17 protein-coding genes are annotated in these 22,952 nt (G+C 66.0%); 7 read left to right on the top strand and 10 right to left on the bottom strand.

The features are described from left to right. Positions 1 to 5 precede the first annotated feature (5 nt). Positions 6 to 1,583, top strand: a complete 1,578-nt coding sequence (locus ACIA8C_RS20205; RefSeq protein ID WP_397136756.1) for a carboxylesterase/lipase family protein — start codon at positions 6 to 8, stop codon at positions 1,581 to 1,583. Positions 1,584 to 1,980: 397 nt separating this feature from the next. Here ACIA8C_RS20205 and ACIA8C_RS20200 read toward each other — a convergent pair whose 3' ends face one another. After that, positions 1,981 to 2,388 (bottom strand): MerR family transcriptional regulator, encoded by a 408-nt coding sequence (locus tag ACIA8C_RS20200; RefSeq protein WP_397136754.1) that lies wholly within the window; start codon positions 2,386 to 2,388, stop codon positions 1,981 to 1,983. Between the two features lie 50 nt (positions 2,389 to 2,438). Here ACIA8C_RS20200 and ACIA8C_RS20195 point away from each other — a divergent pair, with 50 nt between their 5' ends. Then, a complete protein-coding gene (locus ACIA8C_RS20195; protein WP_397136752.1) occupies positions 2,439 to 3,311 on the top strand; it encodes an NAD(P)-dependent oxidoreductase in 873 nt (290 codons plus the stop codon). A gap of 84 nt (positions 3,312 to 3,395) precedes the next feature. Here ACIA8C_RS20195 and mdlC read toward each other — a convergent pair whose 3' ends face one another. Next, on the bottom strand, positions 3,396 to 4,991 hold the full coding sequence (gene mdlC / locus ACIA8C_RS20190) for a benzoylformate decarboxylase (RefSeq protein WP_397136750.1): 1,596 nt from the start codon (positions 4,989 to 4,991) through the stop codon (positions 3,396 to 3,398). 103 nt (positions 4,992 to 5,094) lie between these two features. Beyond that, positions 5,095 to 6,081, bottom strand: a complete 987-nt coding sequence (locus ACIA8C_RS20185; RefSeq protein WP_397136748.1) for an ABC transporter ATP-binding protein — start codon at positions 6,079 to 6,081, stop codon at positions 5,095 to 5,097. Between the two features lie 347 nt (positions 6,082 to 6,428). Here ACIA8C_RS20185 and ACIA8C_RS20180 point away from each other — a divergent pair, with 347 nt between their 5' ends. Then, entirely contained in the window at positions 6,429 to 7,433 is a 1,005-nt protein-coding gene (locus tag ACIA8C_RS20180; RefSeq protein ID WP_397136746.1) for a hypothetical protein, read from the top strand. A gap of 52 nt (positions 7,434 to 7,485) precedes the next feature. On the opposite strand, the gene ACIA8C_RS20175 is transcribed toward ACIA8C_RS20180, so the two are convergent. The 5 genes from ACIA8C_RS20175 to ACIA8C_RS20155 all read right to left on the bottom strand — a co-directional run bounded on the left by ACIA8C_RS20175 (position 7,486) and on the right by ACIA8C_RS20155 (position 12,310). Continuing rightward, the gene (locus ACIA8C_RS20175; protein ID WP_397136744.1) at positions 7,486 to 8,103 is read right to left on the bottom strand and encodes a DJ-1/PfpI family protein; all 618 of its coding nucleotides are present in this window, start codon (positions 8,101 to 8,103) and stop codon (positions 7,486 to 7,488) included. Between the two features lie 85 nt (positions 8,104 to 8,188). Next, positions 8,189 to 8,833: a class I SAM-dependent methyltransferase gene (locus ACIA8C_RS20170; RefSeq protein WP_397136742.1), complete on the bottom strand. Its 645-nt coding sequence runs from the start codon at positions 8,831 to 8,833 to the stop codon at positions 8,189 to 8,191. Positions 8,834 to 8,891: 58 nt separating this feature from the next. After that, a complete protein-coding gene (locus ACIA8C_RS20165; RefSeq protein ID WP_397136740.1) occupies positions 8,892 to 10,856 on the bottom strand; it encodes a cutinase family protein in 1,965 nt (654 codons plus the stop codon). A gap of 209 nt (positions 10,857 to 11,065) precedes the next feature. Beyond that, positions 11,066 to 11,719, bottom strand: coding sequence for a maleylpyruvate isomerase N-terminal domain-containing protein (locus ACIA8C_RS20160; protein WP_397136738.1), 654 nt, complete (start codon positions 11,717 to 11,719; stop codon positions 11,066 to 11,068). Between the two features lie 186 nt (positions 11,720 to 11,905). Then, positions 11,906 to 12,310, bottom strand: a complete 405-nt coding sequence (locus tag ACIA8C_RS20155) for a DUF6299 family protein (protein WP_397136736.1) — start codon at positions 12,308 to 12,310, stop codon at positions 11,906 to 11,908. A gap of 413 nt (positions 12,311 to 12,723) precedes the next feature. On the opposite strand from ACIA8C_RS20155, the gene ACIA8C_RS20150 reads away from it, so the two are divergent. Further along, positions 12,724 to 13,536 carry an MBL fold metallo-hydrolase gene (locus tag ACIA8C_RS20150; protein ID WP_397136734.1) on the top strand — a complete coding sequence of 271 codons (813 nt, stop codon included), beginning with the start codon at positions 12,724 to 12,726 and terminating at the stop codon, positions 13,534 to 13,536. A gap of 48 nt (positions 13,537 to 13,584) precedes the next feature. On the opposite strand, the gene ACIA8C_RS20145 is transcribed toward ACIA8C_RS20150, so the two are convergent. Together ACIA8C_RS20145 and ACIA8C_RS20140 are read right to left on the bottom strand one after the other, a co-directional pair. After that, positions 13,585 to 14,103: an SRPBCC domain-containing protein gene (locus ACIA8C_RS20145; RefSeq protein ID WP_397136732.1), complete on the bottom strand. Its 519-nt coding sequence runs from the start codon at positions 14,101 to 14,103 to the stop codon at positions 13,585 to 13,587. A gap of 104 nt (positions 14,104 to 14,207) precedes the next feature. After that, on the bottom strand, positions 14,208 to 14,651 hold the full coding sequence (locus ACIA8C_RS20140; RefSeq protein ID WP_397136730.1) for a protealysin inhibitor emfourin: 444 nt from the start codon (positions 14,649 to 14,651) through the stop codon (positions 14,208 to 14,210). Positions 14,652 to 15,107: 456 nt separating this feature from the next. On the opposite strand from ACIA8C_RS20140, the gene ACIA8C_RS20135 reads away from it, so the two are divergent. From ACIA8C_RS20135 to ACIA8C_RS20125, 3 genes are all read left to right on the top strand, one after another. Next, complete coding sequence (locus tag ACIA8C_RS20135; protein ID WP_397136727.1) at positions 15,108 to 20,558, top strand: carboxyl transferase domain-containing protein; 5,451 nt, start codon at positions 15,108 to 15,110, stop codon at positions 20,556 to 20,558. Between the two features lie 182 nt (positions 20,559 to 20,740). After that, positions 20,741 to 21,472, top strand: a complete 732-nt coding sequence (locus ACIA8C_RS20130; protein ID WP_397136725.1) for a DUF2071 domain-containing protein — start codon at positions 20,741 to 20,743, stop codon at positions 21,470 to 21,472. 191 nt (positions 21,473 to 21,663) lie between these two features. Then, a complete protein-coding gene (locus ACIA8C_RS20125) occupies positions 21,664 to 22,347 on the top strand; it encodes an SMP-30/gluconolactonase/LRE family protein (RefSeq protein ID WP_397136723.1) in 684 nt (227 codons plus the stop codon). Positions 22,348 to 22,952 lie beyond the last annotated feature (605 nt).

The following is a 22,952-nucleotide window of genomic DNA, read 5'->3' as shown; positions in this document are numbered from 1 at the left end:
GAGTCATGGGAGTAGTTGCCACGACGACGGCGGGGACCGTCGAAGGCCGCAGGGACGGTGCGCTTTTCGTCTTCAAAGGCATCCCTTACGCCGCCGCGCCGTCCGGCGCGCTCCGCATGCAGGCACCCGTCCCGGTAGCCGGCTGGGACGGCGTCCGGCCGGCCCTGGAATACAGTGCCGCGCCACCGCAGCTGCCGCTGACACCAGGAACGCCGCCGCTGTGGCGGCCCGCCGACGGACTCGACTGCCTGAGTGTGAACGTCTGGACGCCAGGCGGCCCCGGTGACCGGCTGCCCGTCATGGTGTGGATCCACGGTGGCGGCTGGAAGGCGGGATCGTCCAGCGACCCGGCGCACGACGGCGCGATCCTCGCGCGCGGCGGCGTCGTCCTGGTGACGTTCAATTATCGAGTCGGCTTCGAGGGCTTCGGTTTTGTCCCCGGTGCCCCCGCCAATCGTGGCTTCCTCGACCAGACCGCGGCGCTGCGCTGGGTCCACGAAAATGTCGCCGCCTTCGGTGGCGACCCGGACAATGTGACCCTCTTCGGCGAATCCGGCGGCGGTCTCTCCATCGCCGCGCTGCTCACCGCGCCCGGCGCACGTGGGCTGTTCCGGCGTGCCATCGTGCAGAGCCCCGCCGCACGGCTGCTGCCCGAGGAAGAAGCCGAGCGGATCGCCGAAATCATCGCTGGCGCACTAGGTGTCAAGGTTGCCGAGCTCGCGACACAGACACCTCTCGCGTTGCTCTCCGTACAGGACGAGCCGCTCGCCGCGATGGAGGCCGACCCCGGCGCGTGGGCGACGCCCGAGGCGATCACCGCCTTCACTCCGGTCATCGACGGCAGCACGGTGGTGGACAAGCCATGGCTCGCACTCGGTTCGGGAGTCGCCCGCGACATCGATCTGATCTCCGGTTCGACCCACGACGAGTTCACCCTGTTCGCGTTGAGCCGCGGCCTGATTCAACCCAGCATGTCGACAATGCTCAAGGGGCTGCCGACCTTCGCACGGATGGCAGCACGCGGGTTACGCCGCAACGGCTTGCCGCCGACACCCCGTCGCAGTCGCCTGCGCACGGTCGATGTGTCCAGCACCGCAACCCATCTCGGCCTCCCGCCCTCGGCGCCCGCCGCCTATCGCGCCGCCTACCCGGCCGCCACCGACGCCCAGCTGTACACCGTGATGTATTCCGACGCGATGTTCCGGATGCCCGCCATCTGGCTCGCCGAGGCGCACACCGCCGCGGGCGGACGCAGCCACGTCTACGACTTCACCTGGGCCAGCCCAGCTCTCGGCGGCATCCTCGGCGCCTGCCACGTCGCGGACATCCCGGCCACCCTCGGCAATACCGACAGCCCGCTGGCCTCCTTCGTGCTCGGCGGCCCGCGACCGCCGGAAAGCCTGCTGCGACTGTCCGAACAACTCCGCGCCTCCTGGATCTCCTTCGCCACCAACGGAGATCCCGGCTGGCCGGAATTCACCCCCGCTCAGTCACTCACCCGAATCTGGAACTCCGAACCCACCGTCGCCGCAAACCCATTGGCCGCCTCACGCCAGATCTGGCAGGAGCTTTCCGGCCACTGATCGGTTGGCCGCCACACCGCGCACGTCGATCCCCTCGATGCCGGACGCTCCTGCACGGTCGCTTTGTCACCCGGCCGAGTATGCGACTCCGACTTACTACATGCGGGCGCGAATATCGCGGCCAGGGCGAGCGCGGCGACCAATACCGCCAACGGCCATGAATCAGCGGGCGTATGCGGGCATTCCGCCACCTGTCGCGCCACCGGTTTCCGGCGCGCACGCCGGCCGATAGCAGCGAATTTCCTGATTGCCATGATCGACTCTCCTGGTCTCAATGAATTAAGGCCACCCGAGCTATCAATTAGCAAATTACACAGGCCAGTCGCATTTCCATTGACGAACACGAGAAACGTGCCGCAAACATTTGTGCACTCGGGAAGCCGAGCGCGCCAGCTACTCAGGCCGAGACGGGCAACGGGTCAGCATTCTCGAACGGTGGATAGCTCTCGCCGCCCGTTCGCTCGGCCGCATCGATGTAATCGGCGAGCGCGTCGCGGGATTGCGCGAGCCGGTCCAGCTGATCGTTCAGCCTGCCAAGCCGAGTCCGCATGGCGGCCAGCAATTCCGGGCACCCCGGCAACTCCGGGGCCTCGCCCACCGCGCAGGGCAGCAGATACGCGATGTCATCGGAGGACAGACCGGCACCGAGCAGATGCCGGATCTGCTTCACCCGCAACACAGCGGTCTCGTCGTACTCGCGGTAACCGTTCGCGCCGCGGTCGGCCTCCAGCAACCCCTGAGCCTCGTAGTAGCGCAACTGATGGGCGTTGACGCCCGTCCGACTACTCAGTTCCCCGATCAACATCGCAAACCTCACTTGACCTTCACACCGATATCAACGTTGATGATGCTGCCATGACCAAGACAACCGAAACCTCCGTGACCGTCCTCGGGCTGGGGCTGATGGGCCAGGCACTCGCCGGCGCGTTCCTGAAGGCCGGGCATCGCACCACCGTATGGAACCGCACGCCCGCCAAGGCTGATCAGCTGGTGGCCCAAGGCGCACGACTGGCGCCGACGGTCGGCGACGCGCTCGCGGCGAGCGCGTTGACGATCATCTGCGTCACCGACTACTCGACCATGCACGAGTTGCTCGACGCGAGCGAACTCGACGGCACGACCCTGCTCAACCTGACCTCGGGCAGCTCGGCCCAGGCCAGGGAGACCGCGCGCTGGGCCGAGCAGCGCGGCGCGCGTTATCTCGATGGCGCGATCATGGCCATCCCGGCGGGGATCGGGACCGAGGAGGCGATGATTCTGCACAGCGGCCCGGAGTCGGATTTCGAGGCGCACCAGCCGACACTCGGCGCACTCGGCGCACTCACCTACCTCGGCGCGGATCATGGGCTGGCGTCGCTATACGACGTGGCGGGTCTGGCCATGATGTGGAGCGTTCTGAACGCCTGGCTCCAAGGCACCGCGATGCTCAGAACGGCCGGGGTTGACGCCGCGACGTACGCGCTGTTTGCCAAGCAGATGGCGGTCGGGGTGGCCGAATGGCTGCCTGGTTACGCCGAGCAAATCGACAGCGGTTCCTTTCCCGCCGAGGTGTCGGCGCTGGAGACCGATGCGCGGGCGATGACGCACCTGATCGAGGAGAGCGAGGCGCTGGGCGTCAACGCCGAACTGCCGAAGTTGTTCAAAGCGATGGCCGACCGCTCGATCGCCGCCGGGCATGGCGGCGAGCAGTATCCGGTGCTGATCGAGGAGTTCGGCAAGCCAGCCTAGTTACATAGTTGGGCAGCAAGGTAATTGGCGAGTCGGCCCCGTACGGCCGCTCGCCACACTCCGCAGCGTTCACAACTCGCCGGATCAGGAGAAGATGTCGCTCGTTTCCGGCACGACATCGACTTGAATCAGCGAAGGGCCCTGGCTGGTGCACGAGTTCTTCAATGCACTGGCGAGCGCGTCCGGACCCGCGACGGCAACGCCGGGCACTCCGTAACCCTGTGCGATGGAGACGAAGTCGATGCCCGGTAGCGTCAGCCCGGGTAGTTCGGGAGCGTTCAGCCACGAGCCGAAATCGGCGAGGACCTGGTAAATGCCGTTGCGGACAATGACATAGGTGATGTCGAGCTGCTGTTGCGCCGCCGACCAGAGACCGGTGATGCTGTAGTTCGCGGAGCCGTCACCGATCAGCGCGATCACCCGCCTGTCCGGCTGCGCGAGTGCGACGCCGACCGCGGCGGGTAGTCCGTAGCCCAATCCGCTTGCCGCAGCGTAGAAGTAGCTGTTGGGCTGGTTGATCGGCACCATGTCCCACCAGCAGCCCAGGGACGGAGCCTCGTACACCCAGGAGACATCAGCGGGGCGTAGCTCAGCGAGGACCTGCTTGAGTCGCGTATTGGTGAGAGCACTGCCTGGCTGCCCTGATGGCCGCGAAAGCGGCTGGGGTGCACGACGTTTACCCGATTCGACGAGTGTGGCCAGCCGGGCAAGCGCATCGGCGGGGTCACCGACTATCGCATCGCCAACCGGGCTACGCGCCGCATGATCCGGGTCGGCGGTCACCGACACCAGTTCGGTGCCGGGTTTCAGATACGGGCCCGGCGTCCAGGCGTGATACGGCAGCACGGCTCCGCCGATCCAGGCGATGAAATCGTACGGTGCGAGCTGCTCGTGGATCTGTTCGACGGAAAGGCCCAAAGTGCCTTGATAACAAGGATGGTCGGTGGGGAATCCGATCCGCGAGTACTCGAAACTACCCAGCAGCACCGGTAGCGCGGCCCGTTCCGCCAGCGCGACCGCCGCGTCCCAGCCGCCACACACATCGACGTCGGGGCCAAGCACCAGCACCGGATTTCGCGCGGCGTTCAACCGCTGAGCGAGCCGTTGTACCGCGGCAGCGGGGGCGACGGGCCGCCCTTGGATCGTGCGAGCGACCAGGTACGGCTGGTTGTCGGAGTCCGCTGTTTCCTGCCAATCCGATAGCGGCACAGACACATAGACGGGGCCGGTCGGCGCCGACGTCGCGCACGCGATGGCGCGGGCGAGCACCGCGGGGACGGACTGCGGCGACGGCGCCTCGAAGCTCCACTTGACGTGTGGCTTAGGCAATGTCGTCGGATCGGGATTGGCGAGCATGCCCTGCGAGGTGAGCAGCTGACGGGACTGCTGGCCGCTGATGATGACCAGCGGGGTGCCCGCCATATAGGAGTTGACCAGGTTCCCCATCGCCTGCCCGACACCGGCGGCCGAGTGCAGATTTACCAGCACTGGATTGCCGGTGGCCTGTGCGTATCCGTCGGCCATGGCAAGTCCGGCGCCTTCGTGCAGCGCGAGGATATAGCGGAAGTCCGCCGGAAAATCCTGCAGAAAGGGTAATTCGTTGGAGCCTGGATTACCGAAGAATGTCGTCATGCCGTGCACACGTAACACCTCGTAGGACGCTTCTCGCACTGTCGCCACGGCCACTCCTCCGCTAGGACGAACCGCCCGGAAATCGGCGGTAGAACCGCATCTCCCTTGTTCAGGATCGGCCGATCCGCGTCGTCTGGCAATCAGCGAGTGATCAATCGTCGTTGCGGTCGAGTGATTCGCGGATTGCCACCTGGGCCGGGTGCGGGAGGGTGTGCATGATCTCGCGGACACGGTCCTTGCGGCGCAGTACCGCCTGACGCACCGGCATGCCGGGGGTCGCCTGCATCTGCGGGGCGATGCCTTCGACCTCTTCGGCACCGCCGTGATGATGGCCCGCGTCGAACATCGCCTGCTCGCGCGCCATCTGGGCCTCGTCCTTCTCCTCGGACATGCCGATCGGGCCCTGCATACGTCCGTTGAGGAACTGCTTGACCACCGGCTCATCGGAGGTCAGCAGCACCTCGCGCGGGCCGAACATGACCAACTGGCGGCGGAACAGCATGCCGATGTTGTCGGGCACGGTGCGGGCCAGGTTGATGTTGTGCGTGACGATCAGGATGGTGGCATCGATCTGCGCGTTGATGTCGATCAGCAGCTGGCTCAGATAGGAGGTGCGCACCGGGTCCAGGCCGGAGTCCGGCTCGTCCACCAGGATGATTTGCGGGTCGAGAACCAGTGCGCGCGCCAGGCCCGCGCGCTTGCGCATGCCGCCGGAGATCTCACCGGGTAGCTTGCCCTCGTCGCCGAGCAGACCGGTCAGCTCCAGCTTTTCCATGACGATATTCTTGATCTGCGACTCCGACTTTTTCGTGTGCTCCCGCAGCGGGAACGCGACGTTGTCGTACAGGGTCATGGAACCGAACAGCGCACCGTCCTGGAAAAGCACGCCGAAGAGCTTGCGGATCTCGTAGAGCTGCTTGTTGGAGCAGGTGGTGATATCGGTGTCGCCGATATAGATCGAGCCGCGCTCCGGACGCAGCAGCCCGATCAGCGACTTCAGAAAGACGGACTTGCCGGTACCCGATGGGCCAAGCAACGCGCTCACCTCACCGTAGGGCAGCGACAGCGACACGTCCTGCCAAATACGCTGTGACCCAAAGGATTTGGTACAGCCTTCCGCCCTGACCGCGACGCCCATGATCGACCTCCATAGATTCCCGACGAGAACCCACCGGCGAGGCCTAACGCCCCCGACATCTCGTGCTGGACCGTCGATCCACTGTAAACCGAGACGTACCGGCGAAGGTCTCGATTCCATGGACCGAGCCGAAGTTGGCATTCCGCACAATCGGCGCGCCGACCAGTTGTGATGCCCGATTGGTCACGTACCGCGGTCAAGTTCTCACCGCATTTACCGCTTCGACGCATCACGGAAACTGGACGGTCGACCTAGTTTCGTTCACTGCGTGCTGATCGATTGTCGATCCCCTACAGCCGCTGGCAGATCGGAGCGGCCTGCGGATCTTGGGTTACGGAGGGTGGCGTATGTCCTGGTTCGGATTTCGGCGTGGTATCGCGGCCGTGCTCGCCGCTGGAGCGCTCGCCGGTGTGTCGCTCGCCGCGCCCGCGTCCGCCGATTCATACGATCCCGGCCCCGTCCCGCTGAGCCGATACGCGCCTGCCGGCGAGCACGAGGCGGTGAGCACGGCGGCGGTGTATCCGTGCCAGGCGCTGTACGCGGTGTACGACGCCGTCGGTCACGTGCTCGGTAACCATTCGGCGATGACCTGCACCCGCGAATTCCCCGGCGGCCTGGACTCGCCTGTCGGCGTCGACTTCTACTATCCGAAGGACATCGCCACGATGACCCGGGTGCCGACGGTCGTCTGGATTCCCGGATTCACCTCCGAGCCAGGCAATTACGACGCCAGCGCCCGGCTGTGGGCGAGCAACGGTTTCGTCGTCGCGATGCCGCACGACCTGATCAACTCGCTGGACGAACTCCCCCTCGCCGCCGCGGCAGCCCTATCGGCGGCCAATCGCGATCCCCGAAATGTGTTGCACGGCAAGCTCGATCTCAGTCGCACCGTGATCGGCGGCCACTCCGGCGGCGGCGGCGCCGCGATCAACGGCGCCGGTATCCCAGCGAACATCTACCAGCTGATCGATCCGGATTTTCGCATCATCGGTGCCGTCCCCACGCAACCGGGGCCGGTCGCGGCCGCCTTCCTCGTCAACGTCCCCACCCTCTACCTCACCGGCGCCGCCGATTTCATCGTCCCGCACTTCCTCCCGCGCCTGGTCGAATACGAACTCGCGTTCAACGCCCCCGCAATCCTGGTGTGCCTCAAGGGCGTAACCCACTGGACCCCTTTCGACGACGCCGCCCACAACCCCACGGCAACCATCACCCTCGCCTGGCTGCGCTACCTCGTCGACGGCGACAAAACCGCCGCAAGCTATTTCACCGGACCGGACTGGAAACTCCGCGCGGACCCCGCAGTCGACTACGCCCTCCGCAACATTCGCGCCGACAACCTTCCGGCTTAGCCGCAATCGCTAGGCCAGGGTCAACGGTGTTCGCGGCCTGCTGGCGGTTGCGTCACGCTGGCACGGTGGCGTCGTGCAGGTACGGGGTGATGTTTCCCATCGCGCGGGCGACGTAGTCTTCCTTCTCCCCCACCGGCGCAACGTAATACAGCGCTTCCTCGGCCGCTTCGACGCTCTCCAAGCGGGCGATCATCCAGGCCGCGAGGTAGGGCGAAGCGAGACAGCCGCCAGCGGTGGCGATGTTGCCCTTGGCGAAGAGGGGTTGGTTGAGCACGTCGACGCCCGCCGCTTGGACCCAGGGCTTGGTGGTGAGATCGGTGCAGGCGGGGACGCCGTCCAGCAGTCCGAGCTTGGCCAATACCAGTGTGCCGGAACACTGTCCGGCAAGCAGCTGCCGGGATGGGTCGAGCCGCAATCGCGCCATCAGCGCTTGGTCGGCGACGACTTCGCGGGTCTGGCTGCCGCTGCCGACGAGCACCGCGTCGGCAGCGCAGGCTTCGTCGAGGGTGGCCATCGACTCGATGACCACGCCGTTCATCGAGCGGACCCGCTCCGTCGGACTGGCGATCGACACGCGCCAGCCCGGCTTCTTGACGCGGTTGAGGACGCCGAGGGCGATGAGGGAGTCGAGTTCGTTGTAGCCCTCGAAAGTGAGGATGGCGATATGCATGGCGATGGCCTTTCACAGTGGTTTCCAGGCACTGTATTGACCCGGCCAAGGACGACCAACAGATTTTCCCGCGTCTACCTGTGGGCTAGCTCCGTTTGATCGTCGCGAACCAGGCCGGGGCGCCGTCGTCGCCGTGAAATCTCGTCAGCACTCGATCCTGTTCGATGGCAACGACATTCCAACCAGCGCTGGATTCGAACGCCGAGCCGAGATCGTCGCGACTGACCGGATGCGGACCGACGTCGGGGCCAATGTCGCTGAAGCACAACACATACAGGGTGCCGCCGGGCTCGATGGCCGAGCCGAGGCTTGCCGCATATCGCGGACGTTCGGCCGCGTCACAGGTGTGGAACATACCGCAGTCCAAGACCGTCTCGAACTTGCGACCCAACCGGTCCAGTCGAAACGCGTCGGCCACCAGGAACTCGGCCTCGATCCCCCGCTCGGCGGCACGGTCCCGAGCGATCGCCAACGCGGTCTCCGCCACGTCCACGCCAAGCACCGAAAACCCCAGCGAGGCAACATAAAGGGCGTTCTCCCCGGAACCGCACCCGACATCGAGCACCGGGCCGGTGAAGTCGGCGGCTGCCCGCACGATCGCTGGTTGCGGACCTTCGACGTCCCAGGGCGCGGGACCGTCCTGATACGACGCGTCCCAGGGCAGTCCAGTCATCCGCTCGTGGCTGGTCGGTTGCCGACCACCGAACGGATCGCCAGACCGTTCCGACATCGTCATCCCCTTCCGGAAACCGACCGTGCTCCCCTCATCATGGCACTGTCCGGCGGGTCTATTTGACGTATCCGATGCGCTGGTTCATCCAGTCGCCGAGCCACTGGACCGCGTTGCGGCCGGACCCGTCGACGACGAGAGAACCGTAGTTCGTGTGTACACCGGAGGCGACGAAGTTCGCGGCGCTGAGGCCGTCGACGACGAGGTTGACCAGGTTGATGTCGTGGAACGGCACCATCCGGCCGAGCGGGGCCGTCAGGGCGCCGAGATCGAGGTCCTCCTGCGCGGCGATGGTGCGCGCCGGGGTGGGCGCCTTCTTGCCGAGCACCTGCGGCGGGGCCTGCTGCGCCTTGCCCGCGAACATGTCGGCAGCCGCCGAAGCAAGGTCGGCGCCGATCGGCAGCAGGCCGGACAACGCGACGCCCGCGCCGATCAGGTCAGGTGCCTGCCCGGGCGGCGGGACCACCTTTTGCAGCACCGACCAGGCGACGTCCTGGATCCGGCTGACGATGTTCACCAGTCGCGGGATGTCGACGTTGGCCATGATCGAGGTCACCTTCGCCGCGACCTCGGTATAGCCCTGCGAGTCCGGGATGATCGACAGAACCTGCGAAATCCATTTCAGGTCAACGCTTCCGCCGAGTTCGGCCAGTGGTCGCAGCTGGTTGTTCAGCGCACCGGCGATCTCGTTGGCGCCACCGGCGTCCATCGCGACGATCTTCTGCGGCAGCAGCGTGAGGTTGTCGAGGATGCCGGGGAAGTCGAACGAGGTGACATCGGCGGCGACGTCGAGTGCCTGGTCGACCATCACACTCGGTTTGAGCAGCGACAGAATCCTCGTCGCCGAGCCAAGGGTGTCGGCCGGTGTGTCTGCCAGCGGGGCGATCCCGTCGCGAACGGCGTGGGCTTCGGCGCGAAGCGAGCGCGCTCTGGGAGAGCCCGCGCGCAGTGTGCCGACGCCACGGTTCAGCAGTTTGGTCGCGGTGTCGGCGATCATGCTCACCGCGGATACGGCACCCGATAGGTCGGATTCCCCTGCCATGGTGAGAACCTCGCCCGCGTTGTGTTCCGCGGTGCCGTCGGAGGCAGCGACCAGCCGGGCCGTGGCGGCCGGGTTGGCCGCACCCGAATCGACCAGGTCGACTAAGGGGTTGAGGGTGTCCAACAGCTTGTTCGCGCTGGTGCGGACCCGCGCCAGGTCGATGCCCGCGGGGGCGGCGAGACCGGTGGTCAGACCGGCAACATCGGCCGCCAGGCCCGGCAGATCGGCTTTCGAGAAATCCGAGGTCAGGGCGGCGGCCACGGGAAGATTGGGGTCTGTCTGTGGCGCACCGATACTCAGCGTCTTGCTCAAAATCGAGCCCAACGCCCCGAGCAAAGGGTTGATGCCCTTCTGGATCGAGCAGTACAGGTCCTTGGGGTCGCAGATCGAGGTCACCCGACCCGACAGTTTGCCCATACCCTGCGGCCGGGGATCGGCGATCCCGGTGCCCGCGGTGCCGGGTCCGACAACGACCTCGCCCTTGGTGCCCGCTCCCGGGTCGGAAAGCAGGCCGACGGCCAGGACTTTGTCGGCGGCGACCGGGCCGCGATCGTTGCCGATGTCGGCAGCTAGATCGCCGGCGGCGTCGGCACCCTGGCTGTAACCGTTGATCGTGAACCTGGTGGTGGGGCAGCGACTTCCGTAATCACGCAACGCGGCGGTCGCGTTGGCCAGCGCGGTATTCTTGCTGTCGGCATAGGTGTAGCCGTTGTCGAATGCGCGAGCCATATAAGGCGTGAAATAGATTTCGGATCGCGGACCCTGCTGGCGTTGAATAGCGTCCGCGATCGGCGCGAGCATGCCGACGGGTCGCGCCGGATCGGCGTCCTCATCCGTCTCCCAGGTCCCGGGAATGAACAAATTGAACGTCGTCGCGCAGCCATTCGGCTCCGCGCTCGCGACGACGGTGACAGCAGACGAACCGACGGCAACACCGACGGTCACCACGGTGGTGACCACATACCGCATGGACGAACGCATGACTGACACCTGCACCCTCACTGCCGAACTCGATTGTCCGATCGCCGCGCGGACACGCGCATCACCGAGCCGTCCGCCGCCACGAAGCAAGCGAATTGCACTCACTCCGACTGGTCGATCCCGGACCACGGTAAATCAATTTCCCGAATCATGAACTCCCGGCAGTGCCGTACTTACATTCTTTAAGAAGCACTTTCAATCTCGAAGGATTATCCGAGGGCGAAGGGGAGTTTCGTTGTCAGGTCGCCCAATTCGGCTTGTTCGGCGGCTGTTGGGGGTCGGCGGCCGGTGCCGATCAGGAGGGTGTCCTTGTCGGACCATGAGGCAGGAAAGGGTGATCCGGCGATCTTTTCGAGCATCTCGCGGGCGCGCGACAGGGATTCGGTGGGCGGTTCCGGGGCGTTGGGGAGGTGGGAGATCAAGTCGAGGTGATGCAGTGTCCATTCCATGACGTACGCGGCGAGGTAGTCTGCCACGGTGAGTACCTGGTCTTGGGTGCTGACTCGGGCGTCGGGGTTGGCGAGTTCGGCGGCACGGCCTGCGGCGGAGCCGACGTCGTCGAGGTGGATCTTCAGCAGTTCCGGCTGCTCGTAGGCGGCGGCGAGCCGGACGATGAGGGCGTCGAGTGGATCGTCGCCTGTCGGTGGTTCGACGACTTTCCAGTAGGTCACCGCGTCGCGGGTGGTTTCTTTTTCGGTGGGGGTCACCAGGGTGATCAGCACGTCTTGCGCGTCAATGATCAAGTGACACACCAGGTCCCGGACCAGCCAGCCGGTGCAGCCGGACGGCTGCGCGAAGTCATGGTCCGGGAGTTCGGCCACGGCGGAGCGCAATGCCGTCCACGAGCGTGAGAAGAGTTCCACGGCGGCAAGCTAGCAGCGGCGAGCCGCCGTGGCGACCGCTTTTCGCGCCCGGGCAATCGTGCGATCCAGCATTCACGGCCCGCTGCAGACGGCAGTATCGAGAGCTCGGGTTCCGGCGGGTAGCGCAGCTACCGATTCGCCGACATCGTCGATGGCCGTGGCCGGTCGCATATGTCAAGGAGCGCACTACTGCAGGGTGACGGGGACGTCGGTGAGTCTGACCTCGGTGCTCCCGTCGGCGCTGTACAGATCCCAGGTGACGTCGACGGTGGCGGGGCCGGGTTGGTAGGGGTAAGTCACCGGTGCCGCGACGTCGCTGGTGTAAGGGTGCGCGGCACCGTCGCAGGTCACCATTCCCCTACCCCCAGGCGCGTCGCCCTGGACGTTATCTTGTCTCAAGAAGGCGAATCTGGCGGTGTTGGCCCGGCCGACGGCGGTGCAGGTGTAGGTGCCGGTGATCTGCGCACTGCCGTCGGCGTTGAGGTGCTGTTTGTTGTCGACCGTGAGTTTGAGGGACGGGTCCGCCATGGCCGGGCCGGCCAGCATGATGACGCCCGCGAACGCGGCCGCCGTGGCTACCGCCAGTTTCATGATCCAATTCCTGGGCATGAGGGGCCGCCGTTCGGCGGTCCGAAGATAATCGGCCATAACACGACTTCCTTTTGTGTCGGAAAGGAATTCAGACCGCGCAGAGCCCCCATCACGCCGAGCGTCGGGTCCCATCCCCGCCTACTTCTTGGGCGTTCCGCAACCGTAGCAGCATAACCGAGAGAATTGTCCCCAGTTATGTTCTGCACCAATACAATACCCGCCTGGCGTGGTTGATTGCGCTGTCCGCCAATGATACTCAGCCGGACCACTGCCGAACCCCCAGACGGCTCGCCACTCAGCACGCGGGACACTGAAGATAATTCACGCCAAGGGATCGGCTTCGGCTGAGCCGCAACGGCACGTGGCACTGAAGCCCGCAAAGATCGTCGGCGCCTGAGGCTAAAATGCCGGGTATGTGGAAGATCTGTCAGACGTGTGCGGTCGAGCATGAGGCTGCGGCGGAGGTTTGCCGTATCTGCGCTGATGAGCGGCAGTGGGTGCCTGCTGAGGGCCAGCAGTGGATGACGCTCGAGAAGCTCGTCGCGGCGGGGCACAAGGTGGTGATGCGGGAGTTGGAGCCGGACATGTTCGGCGTGACGATCGAACCGGCGGTGGGGATCGGGCAGGAGTCCCACTTGGTGCGGACACCGGCGGGGAATGTGCTGTGGGACGTGACCGGTTATGTCGATGAGGACGGCGCACGTCAGGTGCGGGAGCTCGGCGAGGTCGTCGCGATCGTGCCGAGTCATCCGCACCATTACGGCGTGCAGGTGGAGTGGAGCCGGGCGCTGGGTGGCGTGCCGGTGCTTGTCCCGGAATCCGATCTGCGGTGGATCGCCCGGCCGGATCCGGTGATTCGCCCGTGGTCCGGTCGGCTCGAACTGTTGCCGGGGATTACCTTGCGCCAGTTGGGCGGACACTTCCAGGGCAGCTCGGTGCTGCACTGGGCGGCGGGAGCCGAGGGCAGGGGCGTGCTGTTCAGCGCGGACACCATCCAGGCCAACCCGGACCGCAAAACGGTTGCCTTCATGCGCAGCTACCCCAACCGCATTCCACTCTCACCCGCCGTGGTGGAACGTGTCGCGACGGCCGCCGAAGAGTTCGAATTCGACCGGCTCTACGACAATTTCGGCAAAACCATCGACAGTGACGCTCGCGCCGCCATCCGGCGCTCCGCCGAACGCCACATCGGCTGGGTGCGTGGCGATTTCGACCACCTGACCTGAGATCCGAACTCCGTCAACCGCATTCGTGTTAGGAAGTGGACATCAGCGTCAGGGGTGAAGCCCCAGCGTTCGAACCCGCGGAATGCTCGACTTTTCAGCTTCCAGCAATCCATTGATGTGATCTGCCAACCAGATAACAGCGGCTTCGGACGCCTCCGCTACCCGATCGGTGAACGACACCGGACTGTTGGCGACTCCCTGCGCACGGTCGGGATTGATCCATTGCTCGCGACTGAACAGCGTGTCCGCACCACATTCCTGGAAGGTGTATCGCAAGGTGGCATCGTGCCCGCGGTCATACAGCATCACGCGCAACGGACGCTCGTACTCGCGCACCTCCCAGTACAGGTGAAAGTCGATTCCGTCGGTAACGCCGTGCTCGTATACGGCGTCGCCCAGCCGAAAAGGCCGCTCGGTCACCCCGCCCACCGAACGGGTGTACGGGTGCCACTGCGGCCAGAATCTCGCCTGGGTGATCAGATCGAAAACAGCCTCGATGGGGCCGTGCAGGAGAACCTCGAACCTTTCGCTCACGACGACCTCCTGAATCGGGGCAACGCCCAACACTCGGCCTCGCTCAGCGGTCCTTCAGGAGACGCTGGATACGGACCAAGTCATTCAACCACGCATAATCGTCTGCGCAGAGTGACGCCGGACACTCGCGTCAGTGGCTAGTTCCCGTCGCGGCGCTGGCCGATTTCCTTCGTGAGCGCGATGATGTCGGTCAGCAATTTCGGGGATTCATTGCATTCGTCGGTGGTGACGCGCTTACTGGTGCCGTCGCGGTAGGTGACGGTCACCGCGTAGAAGTAGGAGTCGCGACAGTCGTTCGGACCGGTGTAGGCGTCGGTCAGTGTCTGGAACTGCGCGCTGTCGACCATGTCGAACAACGAACCGCGGCGCTGGTTCTCGACCTTGTCGTCGACGACGTAGCGCTGGTCGACTCCGGCGAAGCCGCCGGTCTGGTTCACCTCGACGCTGGTCGCCTGCGGATCGCTTGGCTTGGCCTGGGTTTCGCCGGTGCCACCGCAGGCGGCCGAGGCGAGAAGCAACGCGACTACGGCGGAAAGAAACAGCGGTTGCACGAGACCGCGGCGGAACCGGGATTCGCTCATAGCCGCACAGTATCGCTGCGCGGACGACGGGACAATGCCACCGCTCCCCAGTTGAATCCGGCGAAAGTTGGCACTGCCGACCAATTCCGCGGGTCAGGACGCGAACTGAAACGCAACCGCTTCGCTCAATCATCGGGACAGGAACGTGCGACCGCCAACCGCCGGACCGATGACCAGTTCTGGTCCGCACCACGCCAGCGGAGGCGTATCTGTCATAGAGGACAGATACTGTTTGTACCCAAGGTGATTCGTCCACGCGACCGGCCCGATTCTGGACACCGGCCCGCCGGATGAGCCCCATCCTGGACCTGCCGACCCCGGCTTCTTGCACGCTACGGGCCGGTAACACCCGTTCGCTGTGCACATATTTGGATTAGAGGTGCACACTACGCGGGACCGTGAGTTGTCACCCACGCCCGTCGATCGGGCCAGCTCTGGAGAGAAAGGAGTCGGCGAGTGTTCAGCCGCATCGCCATCGTGAACCGGGGAGAGGCCGCAATGCGGCTCATCCACGCCGTCCGAGATTTGGCCGCGGCAACCGCGCGTCCGATCGAAACCGTCGCTCTGTACACCGACGTCGACCGGAACGCGACGTTCGTGCGCGAGGCCGATATCGCTTACGATCTCGGGCCCGCGTCCGCGCGGCCGTACCTCGACCTGAAGGCGCTGGAGCAGGCGCTGGTCGCGACCCGCGCCGACGCGGCGTGGGTCGGCTGGGGTTTCGTTGCCGAAGATCCGGCCTTCGCCGAGCTCTGCGAACAGATCGGCGTCACCTTCATCGGCCCAAGCCCGGAGGCCATGCGCAAGCTCGGCGACAAGATCGGCGCCAAGCTGATCGCCGAGGAAGTCGGCGTGCCGGTCGCGCCGTGGAGCCGCGGCGCGGTGGAGACCGTGGAAGCCGCCATGACCGCCGCGGCCGAGATCGGCTACCCGCTGATGCTCAAGGCGACCGCCGGTGGCGGCGGGCGCGGTATCCGCGTCGTCACCAACGACGAAGACCTCGTCGATGCCTATGAGCGCACCCGGCAAGAGGCCGCGCGGGCGTTCGGCAGCGGCGTGGTGTTCCTGGAACGACTGGTCACCGGCGCTCGGCACGTCGAGGTCCAGGTGATCGCGGACGGCCAGGGCACCGCGTGGGCGCTCGGCGTCCGCGACTGCTCGGTACAGCGACGCAACCAGAAGGTCATCGAGGAGTCGGCCTCGCCGGTGCTCAGCTCCGATCAGGCCGCCGAGCTCAAGGCCTCGGCCGAGCGGCTGGCCATCGCGGTCGACTACCGCGGCGCGGCGACCGTCGAGTTCCTCTACCATCCCGGCGACCAGCTGTTCGCGTTCCTCGAGGTCAACACCCGCCTGCAGGTCGAGCACCCGATCACCGAATACACCACCGGTTTCGACCTGGTCCGCGCGCAGCTGCACGTGGCATCCGGCGGCAGGCTCGAGGGCGACATGCCCGCGGAACGCGGGCACGCCATCGAGGCCCGCCTCAACGCCGAGGACCCCGACCGCGACTTCGCGCCCGCCCCCGGCCGCATCGCGCGGCTGAATCTGCCTGCGGGCCCTGGCATTCGCGTCGACACCGGTGTCAGCGAGGGCGACACCATCCCCGCCGACTTCGACTCGATGATCGCGAAGATCATCGCCTACGGCAGCGACCGCGAGCAGGCGCTGGGCAGGCTGCGCCGGGCCGTCGCGCAGACCAGGGTGATCATCGAGGGCGGCGCGACGAACAAGAGCTTCGTGCTCGACCTGCTCAACCAGCCCGAGGTGATCGATGGCAGCGCCGACACCGGCTGGATCGACCGCGTCCGCGGTGAAGGCAGGCTCGTCTCGCATCGGCACTCCGCCATCGCGCTGGCCGCCGCCGCCATCGACGCCTACGAAGAGGACGAGCGGGCCGAGCAGCACCGGCTGCTGTCCACCGCGTCCGGCGGGCGACCGCAGGTACAGCACGAGAGTGGTCGACCGCTCGACCTCAAGCTGCGCGGCGCGGGCTACCGCGTGCGCGTCGCGCGGATCGGTGCGCACCGGTTCCGGATCGGTATCGAGGCCAACGGCGACATCCGCACCGCCGATGTCGATCTGGAGCGTTTCGACCGGCACACCGGGCAGATCATGGTCAACGGCACCCGCTACCGCCTGACCACCGGCACCCACGGACCGGTCCACCTCGTCGATGTCGACGGAGTGACCCATCGGATCAGCCGCGACGAGGGCGGTGTCGTCCGCTCCCCCGCGCCCGCGCTGGTCGTCGCCACACCACTCGAGGTCGGCGCCGAGGTCGAGGCCGGCGCGCCGGTCCTCGTGCTGGAGAGCATGAAGATGGAAACGGTGCTGCGCGCGCCGTTCAAGGCCCGGGTCAAGGAATGCGCCGTATCCGTCGGTACCCAGGTGGAGACCGGTGCGCCGCTGCTGTGGCTCGAGCCGCTCGGCGATGCGGACGAGGCCGAGGCCGAGGCCGTCGGGACCGTCGAGCTGGACCTGCCCGTCGGTCCCGCGCAGGTGCAACCGCACGAACGAACCACTCGTGGCCAGGAAGATCTGCGCAGCCTGCTGCTGGGTTACGACGTCGACCCGCACGACGACAGTCGCGTGCTCAGCGACTACCTCACCGCGCGCCAGGCTGCCCTCGCGGACGGTCGCAGGCCGCTCGCCGAGGAACTCGAACTCATGGAGGTGTTCGCCGACCTCGCCGAGCTGAGCCAGAACCGCTCGGCGGATGAGGACGGCAGCCAAGGCCACGTGCACAGCGCACGCGAGTACTTCCACACCTACCTGCAGAGTCTCGATGTCGAGCGGGCCGGGCTGTCGGCGTCGTTCCAAGCCAAGCTGGCCAATGCGCTCCGGCACTACGGCGTCACCGAGCTGGAACGTTCCCCCGAACTCGAGGCCGCGGTCTTCCGTATCTTCCTCGCCCAGCAGCGCCCGTCCGACACCGTCACCGTCATCACCACGCTGCTGCGCGAATGGTTGCGGGAGCCGATGCCGGATCGCGCGCTCCGCGAGCCGGTCGGCCTGGCGCTGGAGCGCCTCGTAGCCGCGACCCAGATTCGCGTCCCGGTGATCGCCGACCTCGCGCGCGGTCTGGTGTACGCCTGGTACGGCCAGCCGCTGCTGCGGCGCAATCGCGCCCGGGTGTACACCAGCATCCGTAAGCACCTGCGCCACTTGGACGCTCATCCGGATTCGGCCGACCGAGCCGAGCGCATCTCCGACATGGTGCGCAGCACCGAGCCGCTGGTGCGGCTGCTCGGCCAGCGACTGGTGCGCGGCAACCAGGACAACACCGTCATGCTCGAGGTGCTGACCCGTCGGTACTACGGCAACAAGGGCCTCGCCGGTGTGCGCACCCACGAGGTCGGCGGCTGCACCTTCGTGATCGCCGAACGTCGCGGCCTGAGTCTGGTGTCCACGGCGGTGCGCTTCGACGCGCTCGACACCGCGTTGCGCGGGCTCAAGGAGCTGGCCAGCGGAGCCGCGTCCATCGACGCCGACATCTACCTCAGCTGGGAGAAGCAGCCCGCCGACTACGACGCGATGGCGGCGGAGCTGCACGATGTCCTCGGCGCGTACACGCTGCCGAGCCAGGTGCACCGGATCACCGTCGCGGTCGCGGGTAGCGGCGGCGCGGTGATGCACCACCACTTCACCTTCCGTCCGTCGGCAACCGGCATGGTCGAGGAGCGACTGATCCGCGGCCTGCACCCGTACATCGCACAGCGGATGCAGATGCAGCGGCTGCGCAAGTTCGACCTCACCCGGTTGCCGTCCTCCGACGACGAGGAGGTGTACCTGTTCCGCTGCGTCGCCAAGGAGAACCCGGCGGACGAGCGCCTCATCGCGTTCGCGCAGGTGCGCGACCTGGCCGCGCTGCGCGAGCAGGACGGCAGGCTGCTCGCGCTGCCGACCGCCGAGATCGCCATCGCGACCTGCCTGGACTCGATCCGCCGTGCGCAGTCGCTGCGGCCGTCCGCGAATCGGTTCAACACCAACCGCATCGTGATGTACATCTGGCCGCCGATCGACGTCACCCCGGCCGAGCTGGAAACCGTTGTCCGGCATGTGCGTCCGACCACCGCCGGCGCCGGGCTGGAGGAGATCCTGCTCATCGCGCGCCAGCGCGATCCCAAGACCGGCGAGCTCACCAAGGTCGCCCTGCGGATCGGCTTCGACGCCACCGAGGTGACCGTCGGCGAACGCACCGACGAGGTAGTCGAGCCGCTCGACGAGTACCGGCAGAAGGTGCTGCGGGCCAGCAGCCGCGGCACGGTGTACCCCTACGAGTTGACCGGTCTGCTCGGTGAGTTCGCCGAGTACGACCTCGACGCGAACCACACGCTGGTGCCGGTCGACCGGCCGAAGGGACGCAACTCCGCCGCGATCGTGGCGGGCGTGGTCAGCACGCCGACCACGCAGCACCCCGAGGGTGTCAAGCGGGTGATCCTGCTCGGTGATCCGACCAAATCGCTTGGCGCACTGTCGGAACCGGAATGCCGCCGGATCATCGCCGCATTGGATCTCGCCCAACAGATGCGGGTACCGCTGGAGTGGTACGCACTGTCCTCCGGCGCTCGGATCTCCATGGAGTCCGGCACCGAGAACATGGACTGGGTGGCGGCCGCGCTCAAGCGGATCGTCGAATTCACCCAGGACGGCAGCGAAATCAACATCGTGGTCGCCGGCATCAACGTCGGCGCGCAGCCGTACTGGAATGCCGAAGCGACGATGCTCATGCACACCAAGGGCATCCTGGTGATGACGCCGGACTCGGCGATGGTGCTCACCGGCAAGCAGGCGCTGGACTTCTCCGGTGGCGTGTCGGCCGAGGACAACTTCGGCATCGGCGGCTACGACCGGGTGATGGGCCCGAACGGGCAGGCGCAGTACTGGGCGCCGGATCTGGCCGCGGCACGCGACGTGCTGATGTCGCACTACGACCACACCTACATCGCACCCGGCGAGCAGGGGCCGCGCCGGTCGCAGACAAGTGATCCCATCGATCGCGACATCTCCGACTTCCCGCATGCGTTGGCGGACAGCGACTTCCGCACCGTCGGCGAGATCTTCTCGGCCGCCGCCAACCCGGATCGGAAGAAGCCCTTCGACATTCGGTCCGTCATGCGGGCGGTCTCCGACCAGGACCGCCCGGTGCTGGAACGCTGGGCCGGGATGGCCGACGCCGAGACCGCGGTGGTGCAGGACGCGCACCTCGGCGGTATCCCGGTGTGCCTGTTGGGCATCGAGTCGCGGGGCGTGCCGCGGCGCGGGTTCCCGTCCACCGACGGCCCCGACACCTACACCGCGGGCACCCTGTTCCCGCAGTCGTCGAAGAAGGCCGCGCGGGCGATCAACGGGGCAAGCGGCAACCGGCCGCTGGTCGTGCTCGCCAACCTGTCCGGCTTCGACGGGTCGCCGGAATCGATGAAGAAGCTGCAGTTGGAGTACGGCGCCGAGATCGGCCGGGCGATCGTGAACTTCCAGGGGCCCATTGTGTTCTGCGTGATCTCGCGGTACCACGGTGGCGCGTTCGTGGTGTTCTCGAAGCAGCTGAACCCGAATATGACCGTGCTGGCGCTGGAAGGCTCGTTCGCCTCGGTGCTCGGTGGCGCTCCGGCCGCCGCGGTGGTGTTCGCCGGTGATGTCAACCGGCGTACCGCGGCCGATTCCCGGGTGCGCGACCTGGCGGCGCGTGCCGCGAACGCGTCCGGCACCGATCGGGCGACGCTGACCGCCGAGCTCGACGAGACGCGGTCGTCGGTCCGTACGGAGAAGCTCAGTGAGGTCGCCGCGGAATTCGACAAGGTGCACAACATTCACCGCGCTGTCGAGGTCGGTTCGGTCGACGCGGTGATCAGCGCCGCCGAGCTCCGGCCGCGGATCATCGAGGCGATCGAGGCGCGACTGCCCTGATGATGTGAGTTCGTCGGCAACGGCGGGTTCGGCCCTTTACCGGGCTGGGCCCGCCGTTGTTCGTTGTGAATGCGACGAACGTCTCGGCGCGCTGCTGAACGTTGCTGAGTACGGTCGGATGCAGAGGGGTCGGCATCCGCCGCCACAGTGGTGAAGCCAACTCCCGAAGGAGGATTGGCGACATGATGCCGCACATTTCGAGCGTCATCGAGAGACGACTTCTGATCAACTACCGAGTCGAGCCCGAGGTGGCGGCAAGCCTGTTACCGGCGCCGCTGCGACCCCAGGTGGTCGGCGACTGGGCGGTCGCGGGGATCTGCCTCGTTCGGCTCGGTCAGGTGCGTCCGGTAGGGCTGCCCGGCGCGATCGGTGTGCGCAGTGAGAACGCCGCGCATCGGATCGCGGTCGAATGGGACGGTCCGAATGGGGTCGAGAAGGGCGTCTACATTCCGCAGCGCGATAGTGGGTCATCGCTGAATGTGCTGCTGGGCGGCCGTTTGTTCCCCGGTGTGCACGGCTTGGCCCGCTTCGACGTGGAAGAGAGCCAACAGGACCTGCACGTCGCCTTCACCAGCCAGGACGGCGCCACGCAGGTCAGCGTGGACGTGCGCACCGTCGACGAATTCGGCGGCAGCGAGCTGTTCCCCGACCTGACCGCGGCCTCGGAGTTCTTCCGTCAGGGATCCGTCGGTTTCTCCGCAAGCCGCGACGGACACCGCCTCGACGGCCTCGAACTGATCACCCCCGAATGGCAAGTGCGCCCGGCCCACACCCACACCGTCCACTCGACCTTCTTCGAGAACCAAGCCCGATTCCCCACCGGCAGCGCAACTCTCGACTGCACCCTACTGATGCGCAACACCCCGGCCACCTGGCGCGTCACCACCCCACTGCCACTAGCCGCCATCGCCTGACCCTCCCGCCCCGTGCCACCACAAATCCGCACTCCCTCTCGGGATCCGCACTCGGAATAGGGCCATAGAGTCGGTGCGGATCCCGAGTGTGGGTGCGGATTCCCGCTGCCTGCGTGGCGAATTGGGGCCGCACACCCGTTGCGTGAGCTGCACATCCTCTGCGCGGGTTGTGCAAAGGGTGTCGGATCTCGATGTCTGGCTATGGTGTGGGAGAGTGTGCGCCTGGCGGAGTGTGGGCGCAAGCTGGCCCGGCGTCACGCGGGATTGTCTCGACACCACGGACCGATCGGAGACGACATGCCGACATCGCTGTATACGACGACTGGACTGCTCGAGGCACCGCTCGTTGGCGCCGACGGCAGTGTGTTGTTTGCCGATGTCACCGGGAGGACATCCGCTGGCCCAACGGACTCGGCTTCGCCCCGGATGGACAGGCGCTGTACGTCTGCGAATACGCCGAAAGCCGAATCCTGTTGATAGACAAGGGCGACCGTCACGTATTCGCGAACGCACCGTCCGGCGAATGCGACGGCCTCGCCGTCGATACCGAAGGTGGCGTATGGGTCGCACTCGGCACCGGAAGCGCCGTCGCCCGGTTCACCCCGGACGGAAAGCTCGACACAACAATCAATCTCCCCGACGGCTTCGTGTCCGCCGTCGCGTTCAACGGCACGACCCTCCTGATCACCACCGCGGGCCGCCTCCTGAGCCACCCCGTCGGCATCACAGGCACTCCCCTCCCCGCAACTTCCATCCCCCTCCCTCTGACTTCCCCCCACCGACAACGGTTTCCGGTGACATCGGTGGACGCGGACGTGTCGGCAACGAACCGGCCACCAGCTTTTCCAGGACATGCGCGAACCCGCTCGAAATAAAGCAATTTTCGAGCAATTGAGAAGCTGCCATGATCAGCGAAAAATCCGAGAACGCTGGACACCCAACTGGATCACGCGGTAACGTCTCCTCTGTACATATCGCAGCGATCGCTGAACAAGCATTGCATTGCGAATCATGCATCAGGGGGCTACTTTGGGTATTCGAGCGACCAGTAAATAAACCAGGCTGCAGAAGCCACCCGGCAAGCACACGCGTCTAATGCGCAGAGCTGAGCCGGATTTCAGCACGTGGGTTCCGGTTATTCCTCATTGGGGATCGACACATCTCGCATCCGGCTTTTCGGAGTGCGCAAGCTTCTCCATACCACGAGATGAGTCATCGAGGCAGTAACCGTGGAGCAGATCATTCCATCGGTAACACAGGTGCGACTGCCATGTTTACCGTCAGAGGATTCATGCCTACGTTCACTCTACTGCGGTAAACCGAAGCCGGTTGCCCGCATACAAATACGTCTATTCATGGACGATATCGGAGTATTCACGAAATGAAATTATTCTCTTTGGCGTGCGCAACCGCGGTCACCGCCGCAATCTTGATCGCACCGACCGCGTCCGCAGTGACACCGCAGAGCCCGACCCGAGCC

The organism is Nocardia sp. NPDC051321 (genome assembly GCF_044455225.1).
In the GTDB taxonomy this organism is placed as follows: Bacteria; Actinomycetota; Actinomycetes; order Mycobacteriales; family Mycobacteriaceae; genus Nocardia.
The sequence above is the reverse complement of the archived record's forward strand: the minus strand, read 5'-3'. Positions and strand labels throughout refer to the sequence as shown.